This is a genomic window from Rhodococcus sp. ARC_M6 (assembly GCF_022810305.1).
In the GTDB taxonomy this organism is placed as follows: domain Bacteria; phylum Actinomycetota; class Actinomycetes; order Mycobacteriales; family Mycobacteriaceae; genus Rhodococcus_F.
Genome location: NZ_JALGQH010000003.1, coordinates 249,895 through 268,830 on the forward strand (window position 1 = coordinate 249,895; position 18,936 = coordinate 268,830).

Annotated in this window: 18 protein-coding genes and 1 pseudogene; 10 read left to right on the forward strand and 9 right to left on the reverse strand. The window is 60.6% G+C overall.

Features of this window, described 5'->3' with window-relative positions:
* The first annotated feature begins 32 nt into the window (after positions 1-32).
* Positions 33-665 carry a TetR family transcriptional regulator gene (locus MTX36_RS06355; RefSeq protein WP_243618854.1) on the forward strand — a complete coding sequence of 211 codons (633 nt, stop codon included), beginning with the start codon at positions 33-35 and terminating at the stop codon, positions 663-665.
* A 4-nt stretch (positions 666-669) separates the two neighbouring features.
* On the opposite strand, the gene MTX36_RS06360 is transcribed toward MTX36_RS06355, so the two are convergent.
* Positions 670-1,428, reverse strand: coding sequence for an SDR family NAD(P)-dependent oxidoreductase (locus MTX36_RS06360; protein ID WP_243618855.1), 759 nt, complete (start codon positions 1,426-1,428; stop codon positions 670-672).
* 139 nt (positions 1,429-1,567) lie between these two features.
* Between MTX36_RS06360 and MTX36_RS06365 the strand changes: the two genes are divergently transcribed.
* A complete protein-coding gene (locus MTX36_RS06365) occupies positions 1,568-2,305 on the forward strand; it encodes a VIT family protein (protein ID WP_243618856.1) in 738 nt (245 codons plus the stop codon).
* Between the two features lie 10 nt (positions 2,306-2,315).
* Here the strand turns inward: MTX36_RS06365 and MTX36_RS06370 are convergent, their stop codons facing one another.
* The 3 genes from MTX36_RS06370 to MTX36_RS06380 form a co-directional block, all read right to left on the reverse strand.
* Positions 2,316-3,206 (reverse strand): universal stress protein, encoded by an 891-nt coding sequence (locus MTX36_RS06370; protein ID WP_243618857.1) that lies wholly within the window; start codon positions 3,204-3,206, stop codon positions 2,316-2,318.
* Positions 3,207-3,254: 48 nt separating this feature from the next.
* Positions 3,255-4,790 carry a CYTH and CHAD domain-containing protein gene (locus MTX36_RS06375; protein WP_243618858.1) on the reverse strand — a complete coding sequence of 512 codons (1,536 nt, stop codon included), beginning with the start codon at positions 4,788-4,790 and terminating at the stop codon, positions 3,255-3,257.
* 98 nt (positions 4,791-4,888) lie between these two features.
* Positions 4,889-5,788 carry a pseudouridine synthase gene (locus MTX36_RS06380; protein ID WP_243618859.1) on the reverse strand — a complete coding sequence of 300 codons (900 nt, stop codon included), beginning with the start codon at positions 5,786-5,788 and terminating at the stop codon, positions 4,889-4,891.
* 185 nt (positions 5,789-5,973) lie between these two features.
* Here MTX36_RS06380 and MTX36_RS06385 point away from each other — a divergent pair, with 185 nt between their 5' ends.
* Genes MTX36_RS06385 through puuE form a run of 3 tightly spaced genes read left to right on the forward strand, consistent with a single transcriptional unit; the run spans position 5,974 to position 9,135 of the window.
* A complete protein-coding gene (locus tag MTX36_RS06385) occupies positions 5,974-7,218 on the forward strand; it encodes an aldolase/citrate lyase family protein (RefSeq protein WP_243618860.1) in 1,245 nt (414 codons plus the stop codon).
* Positions 7,218-8,204, forward strand: a complete 987-nt coding sequence (gene alc, locus MTX36_RS06390) for an allantoicase (RefSeq protein ID WP_243618861.1) — start codon at positions 7,218-7,220, stop codon at positions 8,202-8,204. The genes MTX36_RS06385 and alc overlap by 1 nt, the downstream gene beginning before the upstream one ends.
* Before the next feature lie 16 nt (positions 8,205-8,220).
* Positions 8,221-9,135, forward strand: a complete 915-nt coding sequence (gene puuE / locus MTX36_RS06395) for an allantoinase PuuE (protein WP_243618863.1) — start codon at positions 8,221-8,223, stop codon at positions 9,133-9,135.
* Here puuE and MTX36_RS06400 read toward each other — a convergent pair.
* A pseudogene (locus tag MTX36_RS06400) lies at positions 9,132-9,893 on the reverse strand (class I SAM-dependent methyltransferase). The gene puuE and the pseudogene MTX36_RS06400 overlap by 4 nt on opposite strands.
* A 63-nt stretch (positions 9,894-9,956) precedes the next feature.
* On the opposite strand from MTX36_RS06400, the gene MTX36_RS06405 reads away from it, so the two are divergent.
* The 3 genes from MTX36_RS06405 to MTX36_RS06415 all read left to right on the forward strand — a co-directional run bounded on the left by MTX36_RS06405 (position 9,957) and on the right by MTX36_RS06415 (position 12,230).
* A complete protein-coding gene (locus MTX36_RS06405; RefSeq protein ID WP_243618865.1) occupies positions 9,957-10,262 on the forward strand; it encodes a DUF6412 domain-containing protein in 306 nt (101 codons plus the stop codon).
* A 111-nt stretch (positions 10,263-10,373) separates the two neighbouring features.
* The gene (gene yidC / locus MTX36_RS06410) at positions 10,374-11,306 is read left to right on the forward strand and encodes a membrane protein insertase YidC (protein ID WP_243618867.1); all 933 of its coding nucleotides are present in this window, start codon (positions 10,374-10,376) and stop codon (positions 11,304-11,306) included.
* Between the two features lie 51 nt (positions 11,307-11,357).
* The gene (locus MTX36_RS06415; RefSeq protein ID WP_243618868.1) at positions 11,358-12,230 is read left to right on the forward strand and encodes an oxidoreductase; all 873 of its coding nucleotides are present in this window, start codon (positions 11,358-11,360) and stop codon (positions 12,228-12,230) included.
* A 73-nt stretch (positions 12,231-12,303) separates the two neighbouring features.
* Here the strand turns inward: MTX36_RS06415 and MTX36_RS06420 are convergent, their stop codons facing one another.
* Genes MTX36_RS06420 through MTX36_RS06430 form a run of 3 tightly spaced genes read right to left on the reverse strand, consistent with a single transcriptional unit; the run spans position 12,304 to position 14,203 of the window.
* Positions 12,304-13,317, reverse strand: a complete 1,014-nt coding sequence (locus MTX36_RS06420) for an NADP-dependent oxidoreductase (protein WP_243618870.1) — start codon at positions 13,315-13,317, stop codon at positions 12,304-12,306.
* Entirely contained in the window at positions 13,317-13,745 is a 429-nt protein-coding gene (locus MTX36_RS06425) for an organic hydroperoxide resistance protein (protein ID WP_243618871.1), read from the reverse strand. The genes MTX36_RS06420 and MTX36_RS06425 overlap by 1 nt, the downstream gene beginning before the upstream one ends.
* The gene (locus MTX36_RS06430; RefSeq protein WP_243618872.1) at positions 13,742-14,203 is read right to left on the reverse strand and encodes a MarR family winged helix-turn-helix transcriptional regulator; all 462 of its coding nucleotides are present in this window, start codon (positions 14,201-14,203) and stop codon (positions 13,742-13,744) included. The genes MTX36_RS06425 and MTX36_RS06430 overlap by 4 nt, the downstream gene beginning before the upstream one ends.
* 159 nt (positions 14,204-14,362) lie before the next feature.
* Between MTX36_RS06430 and MTX36_RS06435 the strand changes: the two genes are divergently transcribed.
* Positions 14,363-15,271, forward strand: coding sequence for a hypothetical protein (locus MTX36_RS06435; protein ID WP_243618874.1), 909 nt, complete (start codon positions 14,363-14,365; stop codon positions 15,269-15,271).
* 380 nt (positions 15,272-15,651) lie between these two features.
* Positions 15,652-18,156 (forward strand): LuxR C-terminal-related transcriptional regulator, encoded by a 2,505-nt coding sequence (locus MTX36_RS06440; protein ID WP_243618876.1) that lies wholly within the window; start codon positions 15,652-15,654, stop codon positions 18,154-18,156.
* 17 nt (positions 18,157-18,173) lie between these two features.
* On the opposite strand, the gene MTX36_RS06445 is transcribed toward MTX36_RS06440, so the two are convergent.
* Positions 18,174-18,929, reverse strand: coding sequence for a TipAS antibiotic-recognition domain-containing protein (locus MTX36_RS06445; RefSeq protein WP_243618878.1), 756 nt, complete (start codon positions 18,927-18,929; stop codon positions 18,174-18,176).
* Between the last annotated feature and the right edge of the window lie 7 nt (positions 18,930-18,936).

The following is an 18,936-nucleotide window of genomic DNA, read 5'->3' on the forward strand; positions in this document are numbered from 1 at the left end:
CACTGAAATCGGCGTCAGAGAAGGTTGTGGGCATGTCAGGTGGCGATAAGCCGGATCAGTCTGTAGTGGAAAGAAGCTCGGTTACGGGGCGTCGTACGACGCCTTCACAGCGTGCGCGTTTCAGCAGAATTATCGACGCGGCAATGGAATCCGCATCCGAAGGCGGCTATGACGCAGTTCAGATGAGATCGGTTGCCGAGCGTGCGGGAGTCGCGATCGGGACGGTATACCGCTATTTCCCCTCCAAAAACCACATGCTCATTGTGGCGTTGCTATGGATGTTCGAGGGGTTGCGCGACAGATTTCAGGATTTCACGGTTCCGGGTGAGTCGCCTTCGGACCGAATTCTGTTTGTGTTGAGGAAGAACACCGAGATTCTCGAGACCAATCATCAACTCTATGAAGCTTTGGTCCGCGCGTACATGTTTGCGGATGCGTCGGCTACGCCGGAACTGAATGCACTGGGCAACGTGGTGACGGAGATGTTCGCGAAGGCGATCGGTGTCGAGGAAGTGTCGCAGCAGCAGTTGGACGCGGTCAAGGTGATCGACGACGTCTGGATGTCTTCTCTGGTCTCGTGGGTGGCGGGTCGGATGACCGCCGACCAGGTGATGGCGCACCTGGAATTTACGGTGCGTTTGGTGTTTCGCAGGCTGGGCGGCTAGTGCCTCACACTGTGTATCCGCCATCGACGTTCAGTTTCTGACCACTGATAAAACCTGCTGCGTCGCTGGCGAGGAAGCAGACGGCTTCGGCGATGTCGACGGCTGACCCAAATCGTTTGAGTGGGATCCGGCTCATGGTGACATCGAGGGCATGTGGGTCGAGATCGGCTGAGGCAATGAGTCTTTCGGCCATACCATCGGTGAGCATCCCGGGGCCGACTGCGTTGAAGCGCACGCCGTAGCGTCCTTCCTCGGCGGCAAATCCCCGGATCAGTTGTTCGACAGCACCTTTGGTGCCGGCGGAGAGTCCGTCACGGATCGGGAAGCGGTCGGTGGCCGCTGTGGTGACGGCAACTGCAGAGCCGGAGGATTCGCGCAGTGCTGGTAGTGCGGTGTGTACGAGGGTGAAAAACGCTGCGGCTTCTTGGTTTAACTGTTCACTGAAGACGGCCGGCGTCACGCGCGAGAGGTGTGTCATCGGGACGTGAGGACCCGCCGCGTGGACGAGCGTTGTCAGGGATTCGAGGTCGTTGATCGCGGCGCTCGCGGCGGCTGTGATGGAGCCTTCGCGATCGAGATTCATTTGGTACGAGTGTGCCGAGACCCCGAATGAGCGGATCTTCTCGCTCAACTGTGCTGCTGCGGCGGCATTGTTTCGGTAGGTGAAGGCCACGTCGTGTCCGCGTGCGGCAAGCATGAGGGCGATTGCGGAACCGATGCCGCCGGTTCCGCCGCTGATCAGTGCGGTGCGCGTTGCAGTCATGTCTACTCCTGGCTGTGCGTGGCTGAACCTTCTGACGGAACTAACCTAGCAAGTGCTTGGTTGGTATGGTGACGTGGGTCTCCTGAGGGCAGCCTCAGATTGCTATCGCAGACTGCGGCGGAACCCTAATCTGAGGGGTATGTCCGATAGCGTGCAGGTCACCGGTGAAGTTCCCAGCGAGGGATCGCGGCCGAGTACTCCCAGCTTGAACAATCGTTTGAACTGGCTCCGGGCGGGTGTTCTGGGCGCAAATGACGGCATCGTGTCCACCGCCGGCCTGGTGGTCGGTGTTGCGGCGGCAACAACGGAACGTTCGGCGATCTTCACCGCCGGATTTGCGGGATTAGTTGCGGGTGCGGTGTCCATGGCGCTCGGCGAGTACGTCTCGGTCAGCGCGCAACGCGATACCGAGCGTGCGCTGCTCAAGAAGGAAAAGCGAGAACTTCAAGAGACTCCCGAAGAGGAATTTGCCGAACTCGTCGGGATTTACGAGGACAAGGGATTGAGTCCGGAGACGGCTCGGAAAGTTGCCGAGGAACTTACCGAACACGACGCCTTCGCAGCACATGTCGAAGTCGAGTTGGGCATCGATCCGAATGACCTGACCAACCCCTGGCATGCTGCAATCTCGTCGGCGGTGTCGTTCACCATCGGTGCGGCAATTCCGTTGATCGCAATTCTCTTGCCGGCAACCGGAAGTCGGGTGCCGATTGCGTTCTTCGCTGTGCTGATCGCCCTGGCTTTGACCGGGACGATCAGCGCGACGCTCGGCGGTGCCCGTAAGTCCCGAGCGGTCATGCGAGTGGTTCTCGGCGGAGCCTTGGCGATGGCGGTGACGTACGGGGTCGGTCAGTTGGTCGGCACGGGCTTGGGCTGATGCCGCTTGGTCAGCCGCGAGCGATCATCACCGGACACGGTGCATGGTGCAGAAGGTTCTGACTCGTGGAACCCATTACGGCACCAGCCATAGCGCTCCGGCCGTGACTGCCGACAACCAGGAGTTGGGCGTCGTCGGCATATTTGAGCATTACGGGTGCGGCAGCACCGGGTTCGCTGATGCGAGTGACCGCAACATCCGGATACTGGTCCGACATGCCGGCAAGGTTTTCGGCCAACAATGCGGACTCTTCCTGTTCGACGGCTTCCCAATCGATGAGGATTCCTGCGCCTCCCTCACGGAAGGTCGACGCACCTTGCCACGTGTGAACGGCAAAAAGAGGTGCCTCGAACTGATCCGCATACTGGAATGCGTATTCGACGGCCTTCTCGCTCAATGTACTTCCGTCGACGCCGACAACCACCGGACGTTGGTCGGGCCCGGGATGCTGGGCAGTCCCGCGCCAGACCGTCACGGGGCAGGGGGCATGGTTGGCAACCTTCAGTGCAGTGGAGCCGAGCAGGCGTGAACGCAGGGCGCCGGAACCCGTCGAACCCATCACGATCAGACGTGCAGTCGCGGCGCATTCGAGGATGTGCGTCATCGGTGGCCCCGGTGCGATCTCGGATTCGATAACAAGGGAAGGGAACTCGTTCGCTAGTAGATCCGTGACGACGCCGGTGATGGCTTCGCCGTCTTCCCTGATCTGATTGAGGAATTGTGACTGCAGCATGACGGCGGCCGGGCTGTAAATCGGGCCCTCCTGCGGCAATGCGTGCGCCAGAATCAGTCGCGCGTTGACTGCCTGTGCAATTGACCCAGCCCATCTGGCGGCCGCGGTCGAGGCTTCGGATCCGTCGATACCGACAACGATGTCCTGGTGTCCGGCAAGTGTGGTCATGTCTACTCCCTCAATAAGTTCGAGATCCGTCGACTGTCGTGGTGGAGGCTACCGCCATAGCGCTTCTGATGACTTCGCAGCTTCCTTCCATGTCTTCTTCAACAATGTCGCCTGCTTGTCGGCGATGTCGAGTTCGTGTCGGTACACAATTCCGAGACTGAAACTGGTGAGCGAGGTGTGCTCGTGCTCCGACGCCATCTCCAGTAAATGGTGCTGTGCCACAACAGAATCCTGGTGTTCGCCGAGAACATCCTGAAAATGGGTGAAGTGCTTGAGTACACGTTTAGCGTGACGCTTACTCGACGGCTCCATCACTTCGATCGCATATTTCATTCTCTTGGCGCCCTTGCGTGCTCGGTGCATTCTCTCGTCGCGTTCCGCACGTGAGTGCGCCTTGGCCACGTCGTCGACACGTCCACCGACCTTGTGCGATAGGTGGCGCAACGTGCGAGCCAACTCTTTTGCCGAAACCTTCTTGTCCGCGCGGCGGCCGACGCTGTCGAATTCCAGATCGCCGATGTAGGCGTCTAATTGCTCGAGTAGAGACAGGTAACGCTCGGAGTTCAGTGCGCCGAGTGCATTGTCCAGTGCGGTTTCTCCTCGGGCTGAGAAGTATTCGTCGATCCGGGCGCGCACGGCTTCCTGCTCGGGAACGTCGATTTCATCGAGGCGGTCGACGAGACGTTGCCACTGCACCTCGACGTCACGGGCGTCGCCGAATTTGCCGCCCAACCATCGAAGATCGGCGATGAGGTTGTCGATGCGCGGTGAATCTCCGGCATACGATTGCAGGGCGCTGCGGATTCTGCGCGCCGCGACGCGGAAGTCGTGAACAGCTTCTTCATTGCGTCGGCGGGTTCCGAGATCGGCGTCGGTGAGAGCGCGAATCTGCTCGATAATGTAATTGCGCAGCAGGATTCGTGAGCTCGGCGACTTGGTTGCGATGCCTGCTGCTGCGGAGTACGGGGTGATGGAGGTGCCCAATGCTCGCTTGAGTTTGGACGGACTTGCCGACCGTTCGAGTCCGGCCTCGAACAGGACTGCTTCGATGGCGTCGGCCAGGGGCTGGCCGCCGGCGCCCTGCTCAACCTCCACCTCTTGCCAGCTTGATTCTTCGGAACCGTCGGCCTTGCAGGCGATTACGGTATCGGATACCACCTCGGCCAGCAGGGTGCCGTCGGCGTCGTTCAGCCGGGTGCGCTCGCGGTCGGTGATGATCAACGCGATGGGGGTCAGTTCGTTGCCGCGAGTGATTGCCCGAACCAGGCTCGACAGTGCCGCGGGCACTTCGGTTCCGTCGTCGGGAGGAAGTTGAATCTCGGTTCGAGCATCCCCTTCGCCGGGGAGTTTCATGTGCCAGCCCGCGTCGTCGCCACCTTCACGCTTGCGCAGCGTTATCTTCTCGGCGAGCAATCGATAGTCGACCGTGTCGTAGTACGTGGCGGAGAGCTGAATCGAGTCGTGGATCGGCGAGCCCACGACTCCCGGCAGGTTGTCGAGTGCCGGAACTTCCTGCTCTGCAGGTGCTTCGTACTTTCGCTCGACTTCCGACACGGCTCCGGGTACGGCAGCGGTCTTGCTCATCTGTTCTCCTTCTGCGGTGCAATGCGGTGCAATGCGGTGCGGCGTGTCTGCGCCTCCATCCTTCCGGTAACGGAGGCGAAGGGGAAGAGTTGCAGGTCTCAGGTCGGCCACGAGAGTGTCAGTTTGCTTTCGAATCGGCGATTCTCGCCACTGACCGGGTCCTTGAACTCGAGCACTTTCGACAGTAGTCGTAGCGGATTCGAATAGTCTTCTGCGGCAACATCGTAGAAAGTGGGATAGAAGTTGTCGCCGTGGATGGGTAGGCCCACAGACGTCATGTGTAGGCGCAACTGGTGCGTCTTGCCGGTGTGCGGAATGAGCCGGTAACGCGCGTATTCGCCGTGCGTTTCGACGAGTTCGATCCGGGATTCGCTGTTGGGATCGCCCTCGATTTCTTGGGCTTTCAGGACTCCGCGTTCTTTCACGATCCGGCTCCGAACAACGGCGGGTGTCACTACATCGGCGTCGTAACGCGCGATGGCTTCGTATTCCTTGGACACGAGACGGTCGGCGAACATCGTCTGGTATCCGCGTCTGGCCTGCTGATGGACGGTGAAAAGCAGGAGTCCGGCCGTCACGCGGTCGAGTCGGTGCGCCGGGCTGAGTTCGGGCAGATCGAGGTCTCGGCGAAGGCGTACCAGAGCGGATTCGGCGATGTAGCGTCCGCGAGGCGTGCTCGCCAGAAAATGAGGCTTGTCGATGACGAGGATGTTGTCGTCGCGGTGCAGGATGTCGATCTCGAAGGGCACCCGGGTTTCGACGGGCGGATCGCGATAGAGGTAGACGAAGCGGCGGGGTGCAAAGGCCGTCTGCTCGTCGATGCCGACGCCCTTTTCGTCCACGACCTCGCCGGCGGCGACCTTCTCACGTAGCCGCTCGGAGTCCTGGGGGAACCGCTCGAGCAGGTATTCCAGCGTGGTTTCCCACAGCCCGGAGTCGGGCTGACGGATGCGACTGGGGTTGAGGCCGTCGCGGACAGGTAGCGGAGATCGAGACACATCTTCGACGGTAGCCGCACGGGACGGGCAATCGGGCCAGTCGCGGCACTTCGGGCGCCGATTGTGGGTCGATACGCTTGTGAGGTCCACCACCGCGGGCGTTCTCCGGCAGGTTCGTGTAGTCGCCTCAGTTGGGTTATCTATAACGAACAGCGAGTTCGTATTGGTTCTGCGAGGATTGTCCTATGACAGCATCGCGCCTCCCCTCTGATGCCTTCGAAAAGTTGGCGCAGTTGCTCGACCCGGTCGATGCGAGACTCGAAAGCCAGTACCCGGGCAATCGAGACGAGATTCAACCCGTGCATACGGTGTATGTCAGTGCGGCCGACGCGAGCGCCGATACGCCTCGGTTGTGGGGTGAGCAGGCGATACGGCTGCTTGACGCCCATGCACACGTCATTGCCGGTCTTGATGCGGAGAATGCGCTCGGTGATGTTCGGGTTCTGTTGGGCTGCAATCCCGTCCAAGACCTGCGTATCGATTTCGAGGACGGCTACGGACGACGGGACGACGCGGAGGAGGATGCCGCAGCGAGCAATGCCGGTCGAACCTTGGCTACGATCAGTCAAGACCCGCAGGGTCCGAGCTGGTGCGGCATCAGGTTCAAGGGGTTGCCCGCCAGTGAGCGCCGACGCTCCATTCGCACTCTCGAACTTGTTCTCGACGCGGCCGGGGGAGTGCCGTCGGGATTTGTATTCACGGTACCCAAACTGCGTGCTGTAGAGCAGGTTACCGCGACAGTGCTGCTCTGTGAGGAGTTGGAGAAGGCGCACGGCTTGGCTGCTGGATCCCTTCGATTCGAGTTGCAGATCGAGAGCCCGCAGGCAGTGATCGCTGCCGACGGAGCCGTCGCGATTGCGCCGGCCATCCATCGCGCCGAGGGGAGACTTACCGGCTTGCATTACGGTACTTACGATTACAGCGCTGCCTGCGGGATTGCGTCGCAGTTTCAATCCCTCGAACATCCCGTCGCAGATCACGCGAAGGCTGTCATGCTCGCCGCGGCCGCACAGACGGGAGTGTGGGTGTGCGACGGTTCCACCCAAATCGCCCCGGTTGGAACCTCCGACGCAATTCACGACGCGATCCGGCGGCACCACCGCTTGGTCAGGCGTTCCCTCGAGCGTGGTTACTACCAAGGGTGGGACATGCACGCGGGCCATCTGGTCACTCGGTGGCTCGCGACATTCGGTTTCTATCGCTCGGCCTTGGCTGCTGCCGCGCCGCGAGTGCAGGCCTACCTCGACCGCCGCGGTGGGAGTGTGATGGACGAACCGGCAACGGCGCAGGCACTGGCCGCTGTGATCCTTCGAGGCGTGGAGGCGGGAGCCTTCGCCGAGTCCGACGTCCTTGCACTAGCACCTGCTGCAGACGTCGCGGTGCTACGAAACTTGGTGGGACGTACAACCGCGAACAATGGAGTGAACTGATGAGCGTTGCTGATTTCACTATCTTTCCGGACCTGGCCTTGCGCACGCTCGGCGGCGCTGTGATCTGGGCTAATGACGAAGCATTTGCCGAGCGTGAGGCACTGATCCGGTCAGGGAAGGCCGGGTACCAACCGGCTACGTTCGGACACAAGGGTCAGGTGTACGACGGTTGGGAAACCCGTCGACGTCGCGTCGCCGGTCACGACGAGGCAATTGTTCGACTCGGCGTTCCCGGTGTGGTTCGAGGTGTGGTGATCGATACAGCGTGGTTCAAGGGCAACTACCCGCCCGAGATATCGGTAGAAGGCCTTTCCGTCGACGGTTACCCGGACCCACAAGAACTGGCGACGTCCGGGGAGTGGCAGAGCATTGTCGAGCGTTCAGCAGTGTCCGGCGACTCGGAGAATCCGTTCGCGGTGAGGTCCGATCAGAGGTGGACACACGTCAAGCTCACCATTTACCCGGATGGTGGTGTGGCACGATTCCGCGTCCACGGTGAGGCGCGACCGGACGTACGCTTTCTCGACGCCGGTCCCCTCGATCTTGCCGCATTGGAGAACGGTGGACGAGTCACCGACTGTTCCAACATGTTCTACAGCTCGCCCCAGAACATCCTGTTCCCGGGTCGTGCCGCGTCGATGGGTGATGGCTGGGAGACAGCCCGTCGTCGAGATGACGGAAACGATTGGGTGCAGGTGCAACTTGCGGGTGAGGGGTCGTTGAGTTTTCTCGAGGTCGACACGTCGTACTTCCTCGGCAACGCACCGGGGGCAGGTTCGTTATCCGGGCGCACGTCGAGCGGCGAGTGGATCGAACTGTTGCCGCGCACTGTATTTCGCCCTGATACGCGTCATCGATTCCTGATCGAGCGAGATGTTTCGGTCACGGATGTGCGGTTGGATATCTTCCCGGATGGGGGGCTGGCGCGACTGCGTGTTTTCGGTACGTTGACGGCGGCAGCTCGCACTGCGATTTCCAGCCAGTGACTGTAAAGGTGTTGTCATGAACAGCTATCCGCGTGACATGGTGGGGTACGGCAAGAATCCTCCCCATCCACAGTGGCCGGGCGACGCGCGGATAGCCCTTCAGTTTGTCCTCAACTACGAAGAGGGTGGGGAGCGGAATGTTCTCGACGGGGATGACGGTTCGGAGACATTTCTATCGGAAATGACTCCGGCCGAGGCATTTCCGAACCGTCACATGAGTATGGAATCGATCTACGAGTACGGATCGCGGGCCGGGTTGTGGCGAGTCCTCCGCATTTTCGAGAAGCGCCGGCTACCGCTCACGATCTTTGCCGTCGCCCGAGCTCTGGAGCGTAATCCCGAAGCAGTCAGCGCTTTTCGCGAACTGGGCCATGAGATCGCGTGTCACGGACTGCGATGGACGTCGTATCAAACGGTCGGCGTCGAACGTGAGCGCGCGGACATGGCCGAGGCCGTCGCGATCCTGCGCGACCTCACAGGATCCGCGCCGCTCGGTTGGTATACCGGACGCGATTCACCGAACACCCGTCAGTTGGTGGTCGAGCACGGTGGGTTTGTCTACGACTCGGATTCCTATGCCGATGATCTCCCGTATTGGGTCGACGTGCCGCGTGGTGACGAGACGGTCAAGCATCTGGTTGTTCCGTACACCCTCGATACCAATGACATGCGATTCGCTTCTCCGGCAGGGTTTCCCAGTGGCGATCAATTCTTCGCCCATCTGCGGGACGCGTTTGACGTTCTGTATTCCGAAGGTGCTGCGGGCGCGCCGAAGATGCTTTCGGTCGGATTGCATTGCCGCATTATCGGACGGCCCGCCCGTGCGGCGGCTCTCGAACGGTTCCTCGATCACGTTCAAGCACACGAGAACGTGTGGATCACGCGACGGATCGACATTGCGCAGCACTGGAAGTCGGTGCATCCGGCTTAGCCGGCCTTTCGAGCCTCGATCAGGAACCGGCTCGAGTAGGCGACGAAGGGTCCGTCGCGTCGTATCTGTCGGTCGAGTTCGCGCAACTGGTCGAGGTACTGCTCAACTGTGAAGCCGGGAACCATCTAGATCACCTTGCGCAAGAAGTAGATGACAGCACCGATATCGAAGAATTCCAGGCGCAGTCGCTCGAACCGGAGGTCGACCACCTCGAGACCGGCATCGCGGGCATCGGCACTCTCGTCCTCGTAGTGCCGACCGCGTCGGGCCTCCGGTTGGGGGCCGAGAAAGTACTCGACTAGTTCGAAAACGCTTGCGTGACCGACATGCTGGGCGAGGTACGTCCCGCCGGGTTCGAGGACCCGAGAAATTTCGCTCCACCACACCGTCGCGGGATGACGGCATGTCACCAGATCAAAGGCGGCATCGGCAAAAGGTAGTGGCGGCTCATCCGGGTCCGAGACAACGACGACTCCGCGCGGGCGAAGTAGGGCAGTTGCCTTGGCAACATTGGGTGGCCAGGATTCGGTGGCAGCCATGACCGGCGGAAGCGTCGTGGCTGCGGAGAGCACTTCGCCGCCACCTGTTTGAATATCCAGCGCCGCAGCGGCTCGGCTCAGTCTTTCACTCATGAGTTGCTGGTATCCCCAGGACGGACGCTGCTCGGTGGCGCGTCCGTCGAGCCAAGAGAAATCCCAACCGTCGACGGAGACGGATTGTGCTTCTTCGACCAGCTCTTCGAAAGTTCGAGACGTCATCGGTTGATTGTCTCAGGCAGGTTTTGGCTCGTGAGCTGTGAACAACCGTGTATCTTCGATTTCATGAATCAGCAGGGAGCGAGCACGGTGACGCGGTCACTGTTGCTACTTCTGCTTCCGTTCATCGCATTGCTGGCCGCTCCACCGCTCAGTTCCTCGGGCAGTGCTGCCGTATTGGGAACCGCGATCGCGGTGTTTGTCGTCGCGGCGCTGTCGGCGTCGCCGATGTACGAAGCGCTCCAACTGCGCACGGTGTCGTCCCAGGGTCCGTCCGGCGATGAACGCTGCTTGCGTGGCGCCTTCCGCCGGCAGAGCAGTCCGGACGCACCAGGACGTCCGCAACCTCGAGCACCGGGAATTGGTCGCTAGATCGACGTAGCGCGGGGTTGAACCCGTCGTAGGTCGGTCTCTCTGGCTCAGTCCACGACCATTCCCGCGTTCGGATTCTCCGAACGTCCCTCTTGGCGAGGTTCATTCATCATGCTCGATTTTATCTATTACCCCGTGTCCGCAATTCTGTGGTTCTGGCACAAGGTCTTTTCTTTCGTTTCCGGATCGCCGGACAGCGGCGTCGTGTGGGCGCTGTCGGTCGTATTTCTGGTATTCACGCTCAGGGCGATTCTGTTCAAACCGTTTGTCAAGCAGGTTCGCACTCAACTGGTGATGCAGAAGCTGCAACCGCAGATCAAGGTTTTGCAGAAGAAGTACGCCGGCGACCGGCAGAAACTTGCCGTGGAGATGAGCAAGCTGCAGAAGGAGCACAACTACAGTCCGTTGCTCGGGTGTCTGCCGATGCTTGTTCAGGCACCGGTTTTCATCGGGCTCTATCACGTCCTCCGCTCGTTCAATCGGACCGGAGCGGCCTCCCACATCCCGTTTCTGAGCCCGACCGAGCCAATGTCGATCGCGGACAATGCGAATACGGCCAACTATTTCTTCAGTGCTTCCGACGTGCAGTCATTTCTCGACGCGAAGTTGTTCGGGGCGCCGCTGTCGGCCATGATTTCGAGCCCGGCCGCCCAGTTGGAGGCATTCGGTGACATCACCAGATTATCCATCATTCTGGTCGCCGTTCCGCTGATGGTCTTTGCGGCCGTGGCGACACATTTCACGTCGCGAGCATCGGTCGCGCGGCAGGTTGATTCCGGGATTGCCAACCCGCAAACGGCAATCATGAACAAGCTCGCACTGTGGGTGTTTCCGGTCGGCGTGATCGCGTTCGGTTCCTTCGCACCGGTCGCAATTCTGATCTACTTCGTCAGCAACAACTGTTGGACGTTGGCTCAACAGCATTTTGTGTACGGCAAAATTGCGGCGGAGAAGCGCGAAGCCGAGGTCGAACCCACGCCGAAGCCGGCACCCACCGCGCCGGCGCCGGGTGCTAAGCCGATCAAAACCAAACGGAAACCGTGATCAAAAGTTCAGCCATTCCTGCCGCTGAGTAACGCACGTACGCTGGATTTCATGACCAAGTGGACTGCAGATGACGTTGTCGATCAGACCGGACGAAAATTTGTCGTGACGGGCGCTAACAGTGGGTTGGGGGAGGTAGTCGCGCGGGCGCTGGGTAAGGCCGGCGCCGACGTCGTGCTTGCATGTCGGAACACATCGAAAGCGGATGTAGTCGCTGCCGAAATCGGCTCGAATGCTGTGGTGCGCAAACTTGATCTCTCGGATCTGTCGTCCGTACGCGAGTTTGCCGATGCCACCGATGCCGTTGACGTCCTGGTGAACAACGCCGGGGTGATGGCGGTGCCGTTCAACCGGACGGTCGACGGGTTCGAAATGCAGATCGGTACAAACCATCTCGGCCACTTCGCGTTGACCGGACTGCTGAAGGACAAGTTGACCGACCGCGTCGTCACGATGTCCAGCATGATGCATCAGTTGGGGACTATCGATCTCGACGATCTCAATTTCGAGCACCGCAAGTACAACCGGTGGCGCGCCTACGGGCAGTCCAAGCTCGCGAATCTTCTGTTCACGTACGAACTTCAACGTCGACTGGCGGCTTCGGGTTCGACTCTCAAGGCATTGGCATCGCACCCCGGTTACGCGGCGACGAACCTGCAGGGGCACACCGAGTCGATTCAGGACAAACTGATGGGCATCGGCAACCTGATCGCGCAGTCCGCGCAGATGGGGGCTTTGCCGGAGTTGTGGGCGGCTACGGCGCCCGACGCGTTCGGCGGCAGCTACATCGGTCCCGATGGTCCGTTCGAGCAGCGTGGTTATCCGAAAGTTGTTGGTTCGAACAAGAAGTCGCACGACAAGAAGACCGCAGCTGGGCTGTGGGCATTGTCCGAGAAGTTGACCGGAGTGTCGTTCGGGATCTGATCCACGACGACGATGGCCGAGAATCACAGTGATTCTCGGCCATCGTCGGTCGTGAAAAATCTAGTGGTGAAAGCTACAGCGTGACAACCATCTTGCCGGTGTTCGCGCCGCGCATCAGATCGATGAAGGCTTGCGGAGCGTTCTCCAGGCCTTCGACGATTGTCTCGTCCCACTCGATCTTGTTGTCGGCAAGCCAGCTTGCCATGTGGGTGCGGAATTCGGGTCCGAGGTGGCGGTAGCCGCCGACCAGGAAACCGCGCAGCGTGAGACCCTTGCCGATTACTGCAGCCAAGTTGTGGGGAGCCGTGGGCTTCTCGGTGGTGTTGTACTGAGAAATGGCTCCACACAGGGCAATTCGGCCACCCGGGTTCATGGAGTTGATCGCTGCCTCGAGGTGGTCGCCGCCGACGTTGTCGAAGTAGACGTCGATACCCTCCGGTGCGGCCGCTGCGAGGAGTTCAGTGACCGAGCCGTCGTGGTAGTTGAACGCTGCATCGAAGCCGAGTTCGAGCAGACGTGCAACCTTGGCCGGCGAACCTGCGCTTCCGATAACGCGCTTGGCGCCCAACAGCTTTGCGATCTGGCCCACGAGCGAACCGACAGCACCCGCTGCGCCGGAAACGAAGACGGTATCGCCTTCCTTGAACTCAGCGACAGCGGTGAGACCGGCATAGGCGGTCAGGCCGGTCATGCCGAGCGCACCCAGGTAGGCCGTGGCGGGAGCGATGGACGTATCAGCGGGTCCAGCCGTCGCAGCGTCGACAACGGCGTATTCGCGCCATCCGAGACCGTGGACTACGACGTCGCCGACAGCCCGATCAGGAGACTTGGATGCAATAACTTCGCCGACGGCGCCGCCGTCGAGCGGAGCTCCGATCTGGAACGGCGGGAGGTACGACTTCACGTCGTTCATGCGTCCACGCATGTACGGGTCAACCGAAATTGCGATGTTACGCACCAGGATCTGGCCGTCTTCGAGTTCGGGGAGCTGTGCCTCGACCAGCGAGAAGTTCTCGGCGGTGGGCCAACCGTCGGGGCGTGATGCGAGTCGGATCTCGCGGCTGACAGTGGGGTTGGTGGTGCTCATTAGTCGTCTTCCTTGGTTACTTCGAGGGTGACCTCGATATTGCCGCGAGTTGCATTGGAGTACGGGCACACCTGGTGTGCCTTCTCCGTCAGCTCGACGGCCTGGTCATGGGACAAGTGTGGGAGTGAAACTTCAAGCGTCACAGCGAGACCGAAGCCTCCGGCTCCGTTGGGGCCGATGCCGACGCGGGCGCCTACAGCAGAATCCGCGACGTTTGCCTTCTCGGCGCGGGCAACCATCTGCAGTGCGGAATGGAAGCAGGCCGCGTATCCGGCCGCAAAAAGCTGCTCGGGGTTGGTGCCGTCGCCGCTGCCACCCATTTCCTTGGGGATCGCCAAATCGAGATCGAGGCGTCCGTCGGAGGTGCGAGCATGACCGTTGCGGCCTTCGCCGGTGGCGAGCGCTTCTGCGGTGTACACGATGTTCATGGCTTCTTCTTTCCGTCGGAGTGAGCGTTCGATGATTGAAGTGTTTTGCCGAGCCGGACCAGAACCTCGCGGAGTTCGCCGAGCTCGTTCAGGCTCAGACCGGTAGCTTCGGCGAGCCTGGCCGGTATGTCCTCGGCCTTGGAGCGCAGCGTTGCGCCGGCCTCGGTCAGGTGGATTTCGACGCGGCGCTCGTCGGTGGAGAGGCGTCGACGCTCGATCAATCCCAAACCTTCGAGTCGCTTGAGAAGCGGTGAGAGGGTGCCGGTGTCGAGATCGAGTGCTTCGCAAATATCTCGGACTCCCCGGCCGTCGCGTTCCCAGAGCGTTAGCAGGACGAGGTACTGGGGGTAGGTGATCCCCAGGTCGTCGAGCATGGCTCGGTAAGCGGCGGTGGTGGCCCGCGACGCCGAGTAGAGGGCGAAGCACACCTGGTGGTCGAGGGCGAGCGGGTTGGTCACAAGAAGAACTGTAGCGCAAGGTTTAGTTGTGTGCAACCTAGTTGTACAAAATCGACTTGTAGGTTCTCGGGGAGTGTGCAGTGTTCAGACAAATTTCAGGGCAAGGTGCGGCAGAGTGGACATGATGACGGACGATGTCGGACCTCATCTTGGGTTATCGTGCTGATCGGCCTGATCGCGGCATTGGTTGCCTGCGTCGGCTACGGCGTCGCTTCGGTGATGCAGGCCTACGGTGCGCGGAAGTCTGCCGCCGCTGCGGAACTTCGCGGGGACGATCGCCATGTGACGGCGTCGGGTGGACCGACGATGCGTTCGACGTTTGCCGCCGTACTGACGGTGTCCTTCATTGTCGGAACGCTCCTCGACGTAGTGGGTTTTGCTGGCAGCGCCGTGTCTGCGCGACTCATTCCACTTTTCCTGTCGCAGACCGTGATCAGCGCTAACTTGGTCATCACTGCGGTCCTGGGCACCGTGGTACTCGGAATTCAACTTCACCGACGCGACTGGTTCGCTATCAGTGCCGTGATTCTCTCGCTGCTGCTTCTCGGGGTCTCGGCCGGTGACGCCGGCGGAGGTAGTTCGAATGCCGCAGTGCACTGGGGAGTTCTCGCCGGATCGGCTGCGGTTCTGCTGATCGGCGTGGGCCTGATCCGATGGCTCGGGTCCCGTGCTGCCGTCGTTTCCGGGTTGATCTCCGGAGTCCTGTTCGGTGGTCTGGCTATCGCAGTCCGAGTTGTCGACGGGGTCGACCCTTTCGATGTTGCTGTGCTGCTGCGAGATCCGGCGGCCTGGGCGATCGCGGTAACCGGTCTCGGCGGCTTCTATCTTCACACCGTTGCGTTGCAACTCGGTTCGGTGAACGGTGCGACGGCGGCACTTGTCGTCGGCGAAACCGTGGTGCCGGGGATCGTGGGTGTGATGATTCTCGGTGACGCGTCACGGCCCGGCCTGGAATGGTTGGCGGTCGTGGGATTTGTGGGTGCCATCGCCGGCGCCGTCGCGGTCGCGGTATTCGGCGCTGCCAGCCATGATCCGGAGGACAAGGCTTCCGTGGAGGTTTCTGTCTAGCGGTTTGGCGCGGTGCCAGCGTCGTAAGTTCTCGGGATCCGGGCATCATAAGGAAATTGCGCCAGGTCAGATGGTATTTCGACAAAATAGTGGCAATAGGTGACGGAGCGCACAGAATAAGACAAAGCGGGCACATTTTGGTGCGGCGCCGTCTCGCGATGCAATTCGGATATGTCTATTGTCGTTACCATGCGCGGATCTGTGGGGACTTGTTGCCTTGACCCGAGATCTGCTTCCGATCGGCACGAGGTGTCAGGTACATCGTGATATCCGGATCAAAATCGGCTCGCGTCGGACAGAGTTTTCGAAGTCACGTTTCCTTGCGACGCAGGCTCGTGGGAACGACATCGACGACGCTTCGTGCGCGACTCATCGAGCGCATGCAGACACCCGATGGGTTGACGGTGCTCGATGCGCCACAGGGTTTCGGAAAAACCGAACTTGCAGGATTGTGGTTGTCCGCGATGGGTACCATCCCGACCCGTCCGGTGGTGTGGGTGCCGGCGCCGACGGAGCGGATGGATCGGATCGACTACTGGAATAATGCGCTTGCTGTAATTCAGGATTCCTGCGTGGCGTTGGGGGGGTCGGCGGAGCATGAAGATCCCGAACGTGCAGTCCGCGAATACCTTGTCTCGTCGAGCATCCCGTTTGTTGTCGTGTTCAACCGAATCGATTTGGTGGACGGAGGCGGCCTCGGAAGCCGGCTCGCTTCCTTGCTGGCGGAAGTATCAGGCTTGAAAGTGATTGTGACGCTACAGGATCGATCGATCAGTGACATATTTGACTGCGTCGCTATCGACGAATATCTGTCCGTAGACGATTTGCGGTACACCCTCGAAGAGTCGGTTGCGTTGTTCTCGAGTGCCGGAATCGCACTGTCCTCCAATATTGTTCATTCGATCTGCGAGAAACTCGCAGGTGTACCGGCATTGATGAAGCTGGCATCGAACGTCGTGAACGCGCTGCCGGTGCGATTGCGTAGTCACGAGAAAATTCAGCAACGTCTTGATCAGGCGTTGTACGTGTACATGAAGCGGCGGGTCATCCGAGGATCGAAACCGACCGAGCTATCGGACTTTGCGTTGTCGCTGTCCGTTGCACGGATCGTGACCCCCGAGATAGCTCGGCTGGTCACCGGGAACGACGACGCGGCGACTCTGGTCGGCGGACTCGAATCGGTCGGGCTTCTCTTCCGGATGGCAGACGAGAGTCCGGCGCGGTGGTATTTTGCGCCGGCAATTCGAGAAGCACTGATGAGGATCGGCGACGAGATCGGCGGTGATTCTCCCGCTCGATTGGTCCGACTTTCCGAGCATTGCCGTGAATCGTCCGACTTTGCCGGTGCGGTGCGCTACGCACTCGATGCGCAAGCATGGTCGACGGTGGCCGAGATCCTCGCTAGGCATTGGGCAGAGCTCTTGGTAGATCATGGCGGGTTGGCCCGAAAAGCTTTGTGGTCCATGCCTGATCACATCGTGTCATCACATCCGGCCATGCAGATCGGGCGCGACCTGCTGGAGCGCCGATTGCGTACAGAGTCGACGGGCAACGGCACATTGCCGTCGGACGCGTCGAAATTGCAGGCTCTGGGCGGCGGTTCGGACGCACTCGCACTCCTGAACAGCGGAACCGTTCAGATCGTGATTCTGCGGGCCTCGGGTGAGTACCTACGCTCTGCCGGGATCGCTCGTAAGCTTTCTCACGTTGCCGCTGGATTGAGCGGCGAGCAGAAGAAGGATTTCGGGGTTCAGCTACCGGCACTGCAACTGATCTGGGGTGTTTCACACCAACTGATCGGCAATTTCGACGAGGCGCAGGAAGCGTTAGCGATTGCGTACCGCGGTGCGCTTGAATACGGCCCGTGCTTTGTGGCACGACATGCGGCCGGCAATTTAGCGCTCAACGCAGCTATGCGCGGTGACCTTTCGGAGACATCCCGCTGGCTCGACGAAGAATGCACCCATCCCGATGTTCAAGGATGGTTAGGGCCTGCGTCGCATATCGGCGCTGCAATCGCCCGGGTGTGGGTTGCCCTGGACGCGTTGGATTTTCGAGACGCCGCCTCGGCGATCGAGATTCTCGGGAGCATCTCGCCGGCGGGGGACCTCTGGGCCTTCGCAGCATATGCCCGGGCACGCTGGGCGTTGGCAACACGAGATGATTTCGGGGGGCTCGTCACTCTTCAGCGGGCTGTCGCTACCAACGAACCGCCCGTCATCTGCCCCGGTTCGATCAGTACTGCGATGCTCGCCGCAGCACGAGTCGACCTGTTGCTTGCAGCGGGTGAAGGGGAGAAGGCGCTTGACGAGGTCAGTGCCTTCGACAGCCCGCCGCCGATAGTCGCCGTATCGGCGGCACGAGCACAACTGCTGACCGGAAATCCTGACCAGGCGCTGCGCCTGTGCAGTGAAATCGACTGGAGTGAAAACCAATTCGCCAGGGTTCGGGTCGAAGCGTACTTGATCGAAGCAATGGCACATCACAGCTTGGGGAGGCAACCGGAGGCATCAGCTTCGTGGGCGTCGGCCCGCGCCGGGGTTGCTGCTTCCGGCGCATGGTCGGCGTTGGCCACGGTTCCGCGGGACCTGATCGTGCAACTCGAAGCCCCGGATCCTGAAGGTGGTGAGCGGGTTGCCCGATTTCTCGATTCCGAAGTGGCCGAGATCTATCCGTCCGCTATCGAACGTGTCACGCTCACCAGTCGAGAAGCGGATGTATTGCGGGAACTGGCCGATAACCTCTCCCGTGCGGACATCGCGCAAAAGCTGTTCGTTTCCCCGAATACGCTGAAGAGCCACATCCGAAGTCTCTATCGAAAGCTCGGTGTTCATTCTCGCGACGAAGCGATCGCCGCTGCCCACAGGCTTTCACTTCTGAGTTGAAGGTTGGTCGGGAAGTTTCAGCGTAGGTGGTTCTCGGCGTAGACCTCCATCGCATCGCGGATCAACTCCGCTGTCCCGCCGCCGTGAGCGTCGTAGTTCGCTCTGAACCGTGGATCCTCGACATACATCCGGCCTAGCCCGATGAGCGCGTCGGCGCGCGGTGTTCTTCCCTGCCAACCGATTTTGATCCAGTCGAATTGGCGTTGCGTGATCTCTTGAACGATGGGGTCGGTGGGTCCGAGCCCCCGGGCGGTGGCGTCGCCGAAGGCTGCGGCGATGTCTTGCTGTGCGCTGTGGTGCGATTTCTTGTCTTGCTCGGTCATCGAGCGCCACCATGTGTCGCCGCGGCTGTACGCGTCCTTTCCCCAGCGTTCGATCACCTCGTCCTTGTATTGGTTGTTGTCGAAACCGTCGAAAATTTCCTCGGGCATGAGTGCCTGACCTCCCTGTGTCTTTTTCAATGTCGTTGTCACGGATTCGATCTGGCGGTCGATGCGAGATCTCTCTTGCTCGAGCAGGTCCAGATGAGTGCGCAGCGCGCTTGTCGTATCTCTTTCGCCGGCAAGGATTTCCGCGATGGCCGGTAGTCCCAGTCCGAGTTCTCGCAGAAGCAGGATCCGTTGCAGGCGGATCAGTGCATGCTCGTTGTAGAAGCGGTACCCATTTGTGCCGGTTCGGCTGGGTTCGAGAAGTCCGCGTTCGCCGTAGTGGCGAAGGGTTCGGCTCGTGGTTCCCGCAGCCTTCGCGAGTTCTTGGATGGACCATTCGTTCACTTTGCTG

Excerpts from the sequence above, each read along its gene's own strand:
- MTX36_RS06355 (WP_243618854.1), top strand. The coding sequence starts at position 33 with ATGTCAGGTGGCGATAAGCCGGATCAGTCTGTAGTGGAAAGAAGCTCG.
- MTX36_RS06360 (WP_243618855.1), bottom strand. The coding sequence starts at position 1,428 with ATGACTGCAACGCGCACCGCACTGATCAGCGGCGGAACCGGCGGCATC.
- MTX36_RS06365 (WP_243618856.1), top strand. The coding sequence starts at position 1,568 with ATGTCCGATAGCGTGCAGGTCACCGGTGAAGTTCCCAGCGAGGGATCG.
- MTX36_RS06370 (WP_243618857.1), bottom strand. The coding sequence starts at position 3,206 with ATGACCACACTTGCCGGACACCAGGACATCGTTGTCGGTATCGACGGA.
- MTX36_RS06375 (WP_243618858.1), bottom strand. The coding sequence starts at position 4,790 with ATGAGCAAGACCGCTGCCGTACCCGGAGCCGTGTCGGAAGTCGAGCGA.
- MTX36_RS06385 (WP_243618860.1), top strand. The coding sequence starts at position 5,974 with ATGACAGCATCGCGCCTCCCCTCTGATGCCTTCGAAAAGTTGGCGCAG.
- alc (WP_243618861.1), top strand. The coding sequence starts at position 7,218 with ATGAGCGTTGCTGATTTCACTATCTTTCCGGACCTGGCCTTGCGCACG.
- puuE (WP_243618863.1), top strand. The coding sequence starts at position 8,221 with ATGAACAGCTATCCGCGTGACATGGTGGGGTACGGCAAGAATCCTCCC.
- MTX36_RS06405 (WP_243618865.1), top strand. The coding sequence starts at position 9,957 with ATGAATCAGCAGGGAGCGAGCACGGTGACGCGGTCACTGTTGCTACTT.
- yidC (WP_243618867.1), top strand. The coding sequence starts at position 10,374 with ATGCTCGATTTTATCTATTACCCCGTGTCCGCAATTCTGTGGTTCTGG.
- MTX36_RS06415 (WP_243618868.1), top strand. The coding sequence starts at position 11,358 with ATGACCAAGTGGACTGCAGATGACGTTGTCGATCAGACCGGACGAAAA.
- MTX36_RS06420 (WP_243618870.1), bottom strand. The coding sequence starts at position 13,317 with ATGAGCACCACCAACCCCACTGTCAGCCGCGAGATCCGACTCGCATCA.
- MTX36_RS06425 (WP_243618871.1), bottom strand. The coding sequence starts at position 13,745 with ATGAACATCGTGTACACCGCAGAAGCGCTCGCCACCGGCGAAGGCCGC.
- MTX36_RS06440 (WP_243618876.1), top strand. The coding sequence starts at position 15,652 with ATGCAGACACCCGATGGGTTGACGGTGCTCGATGCGCCACAGGGTTTC.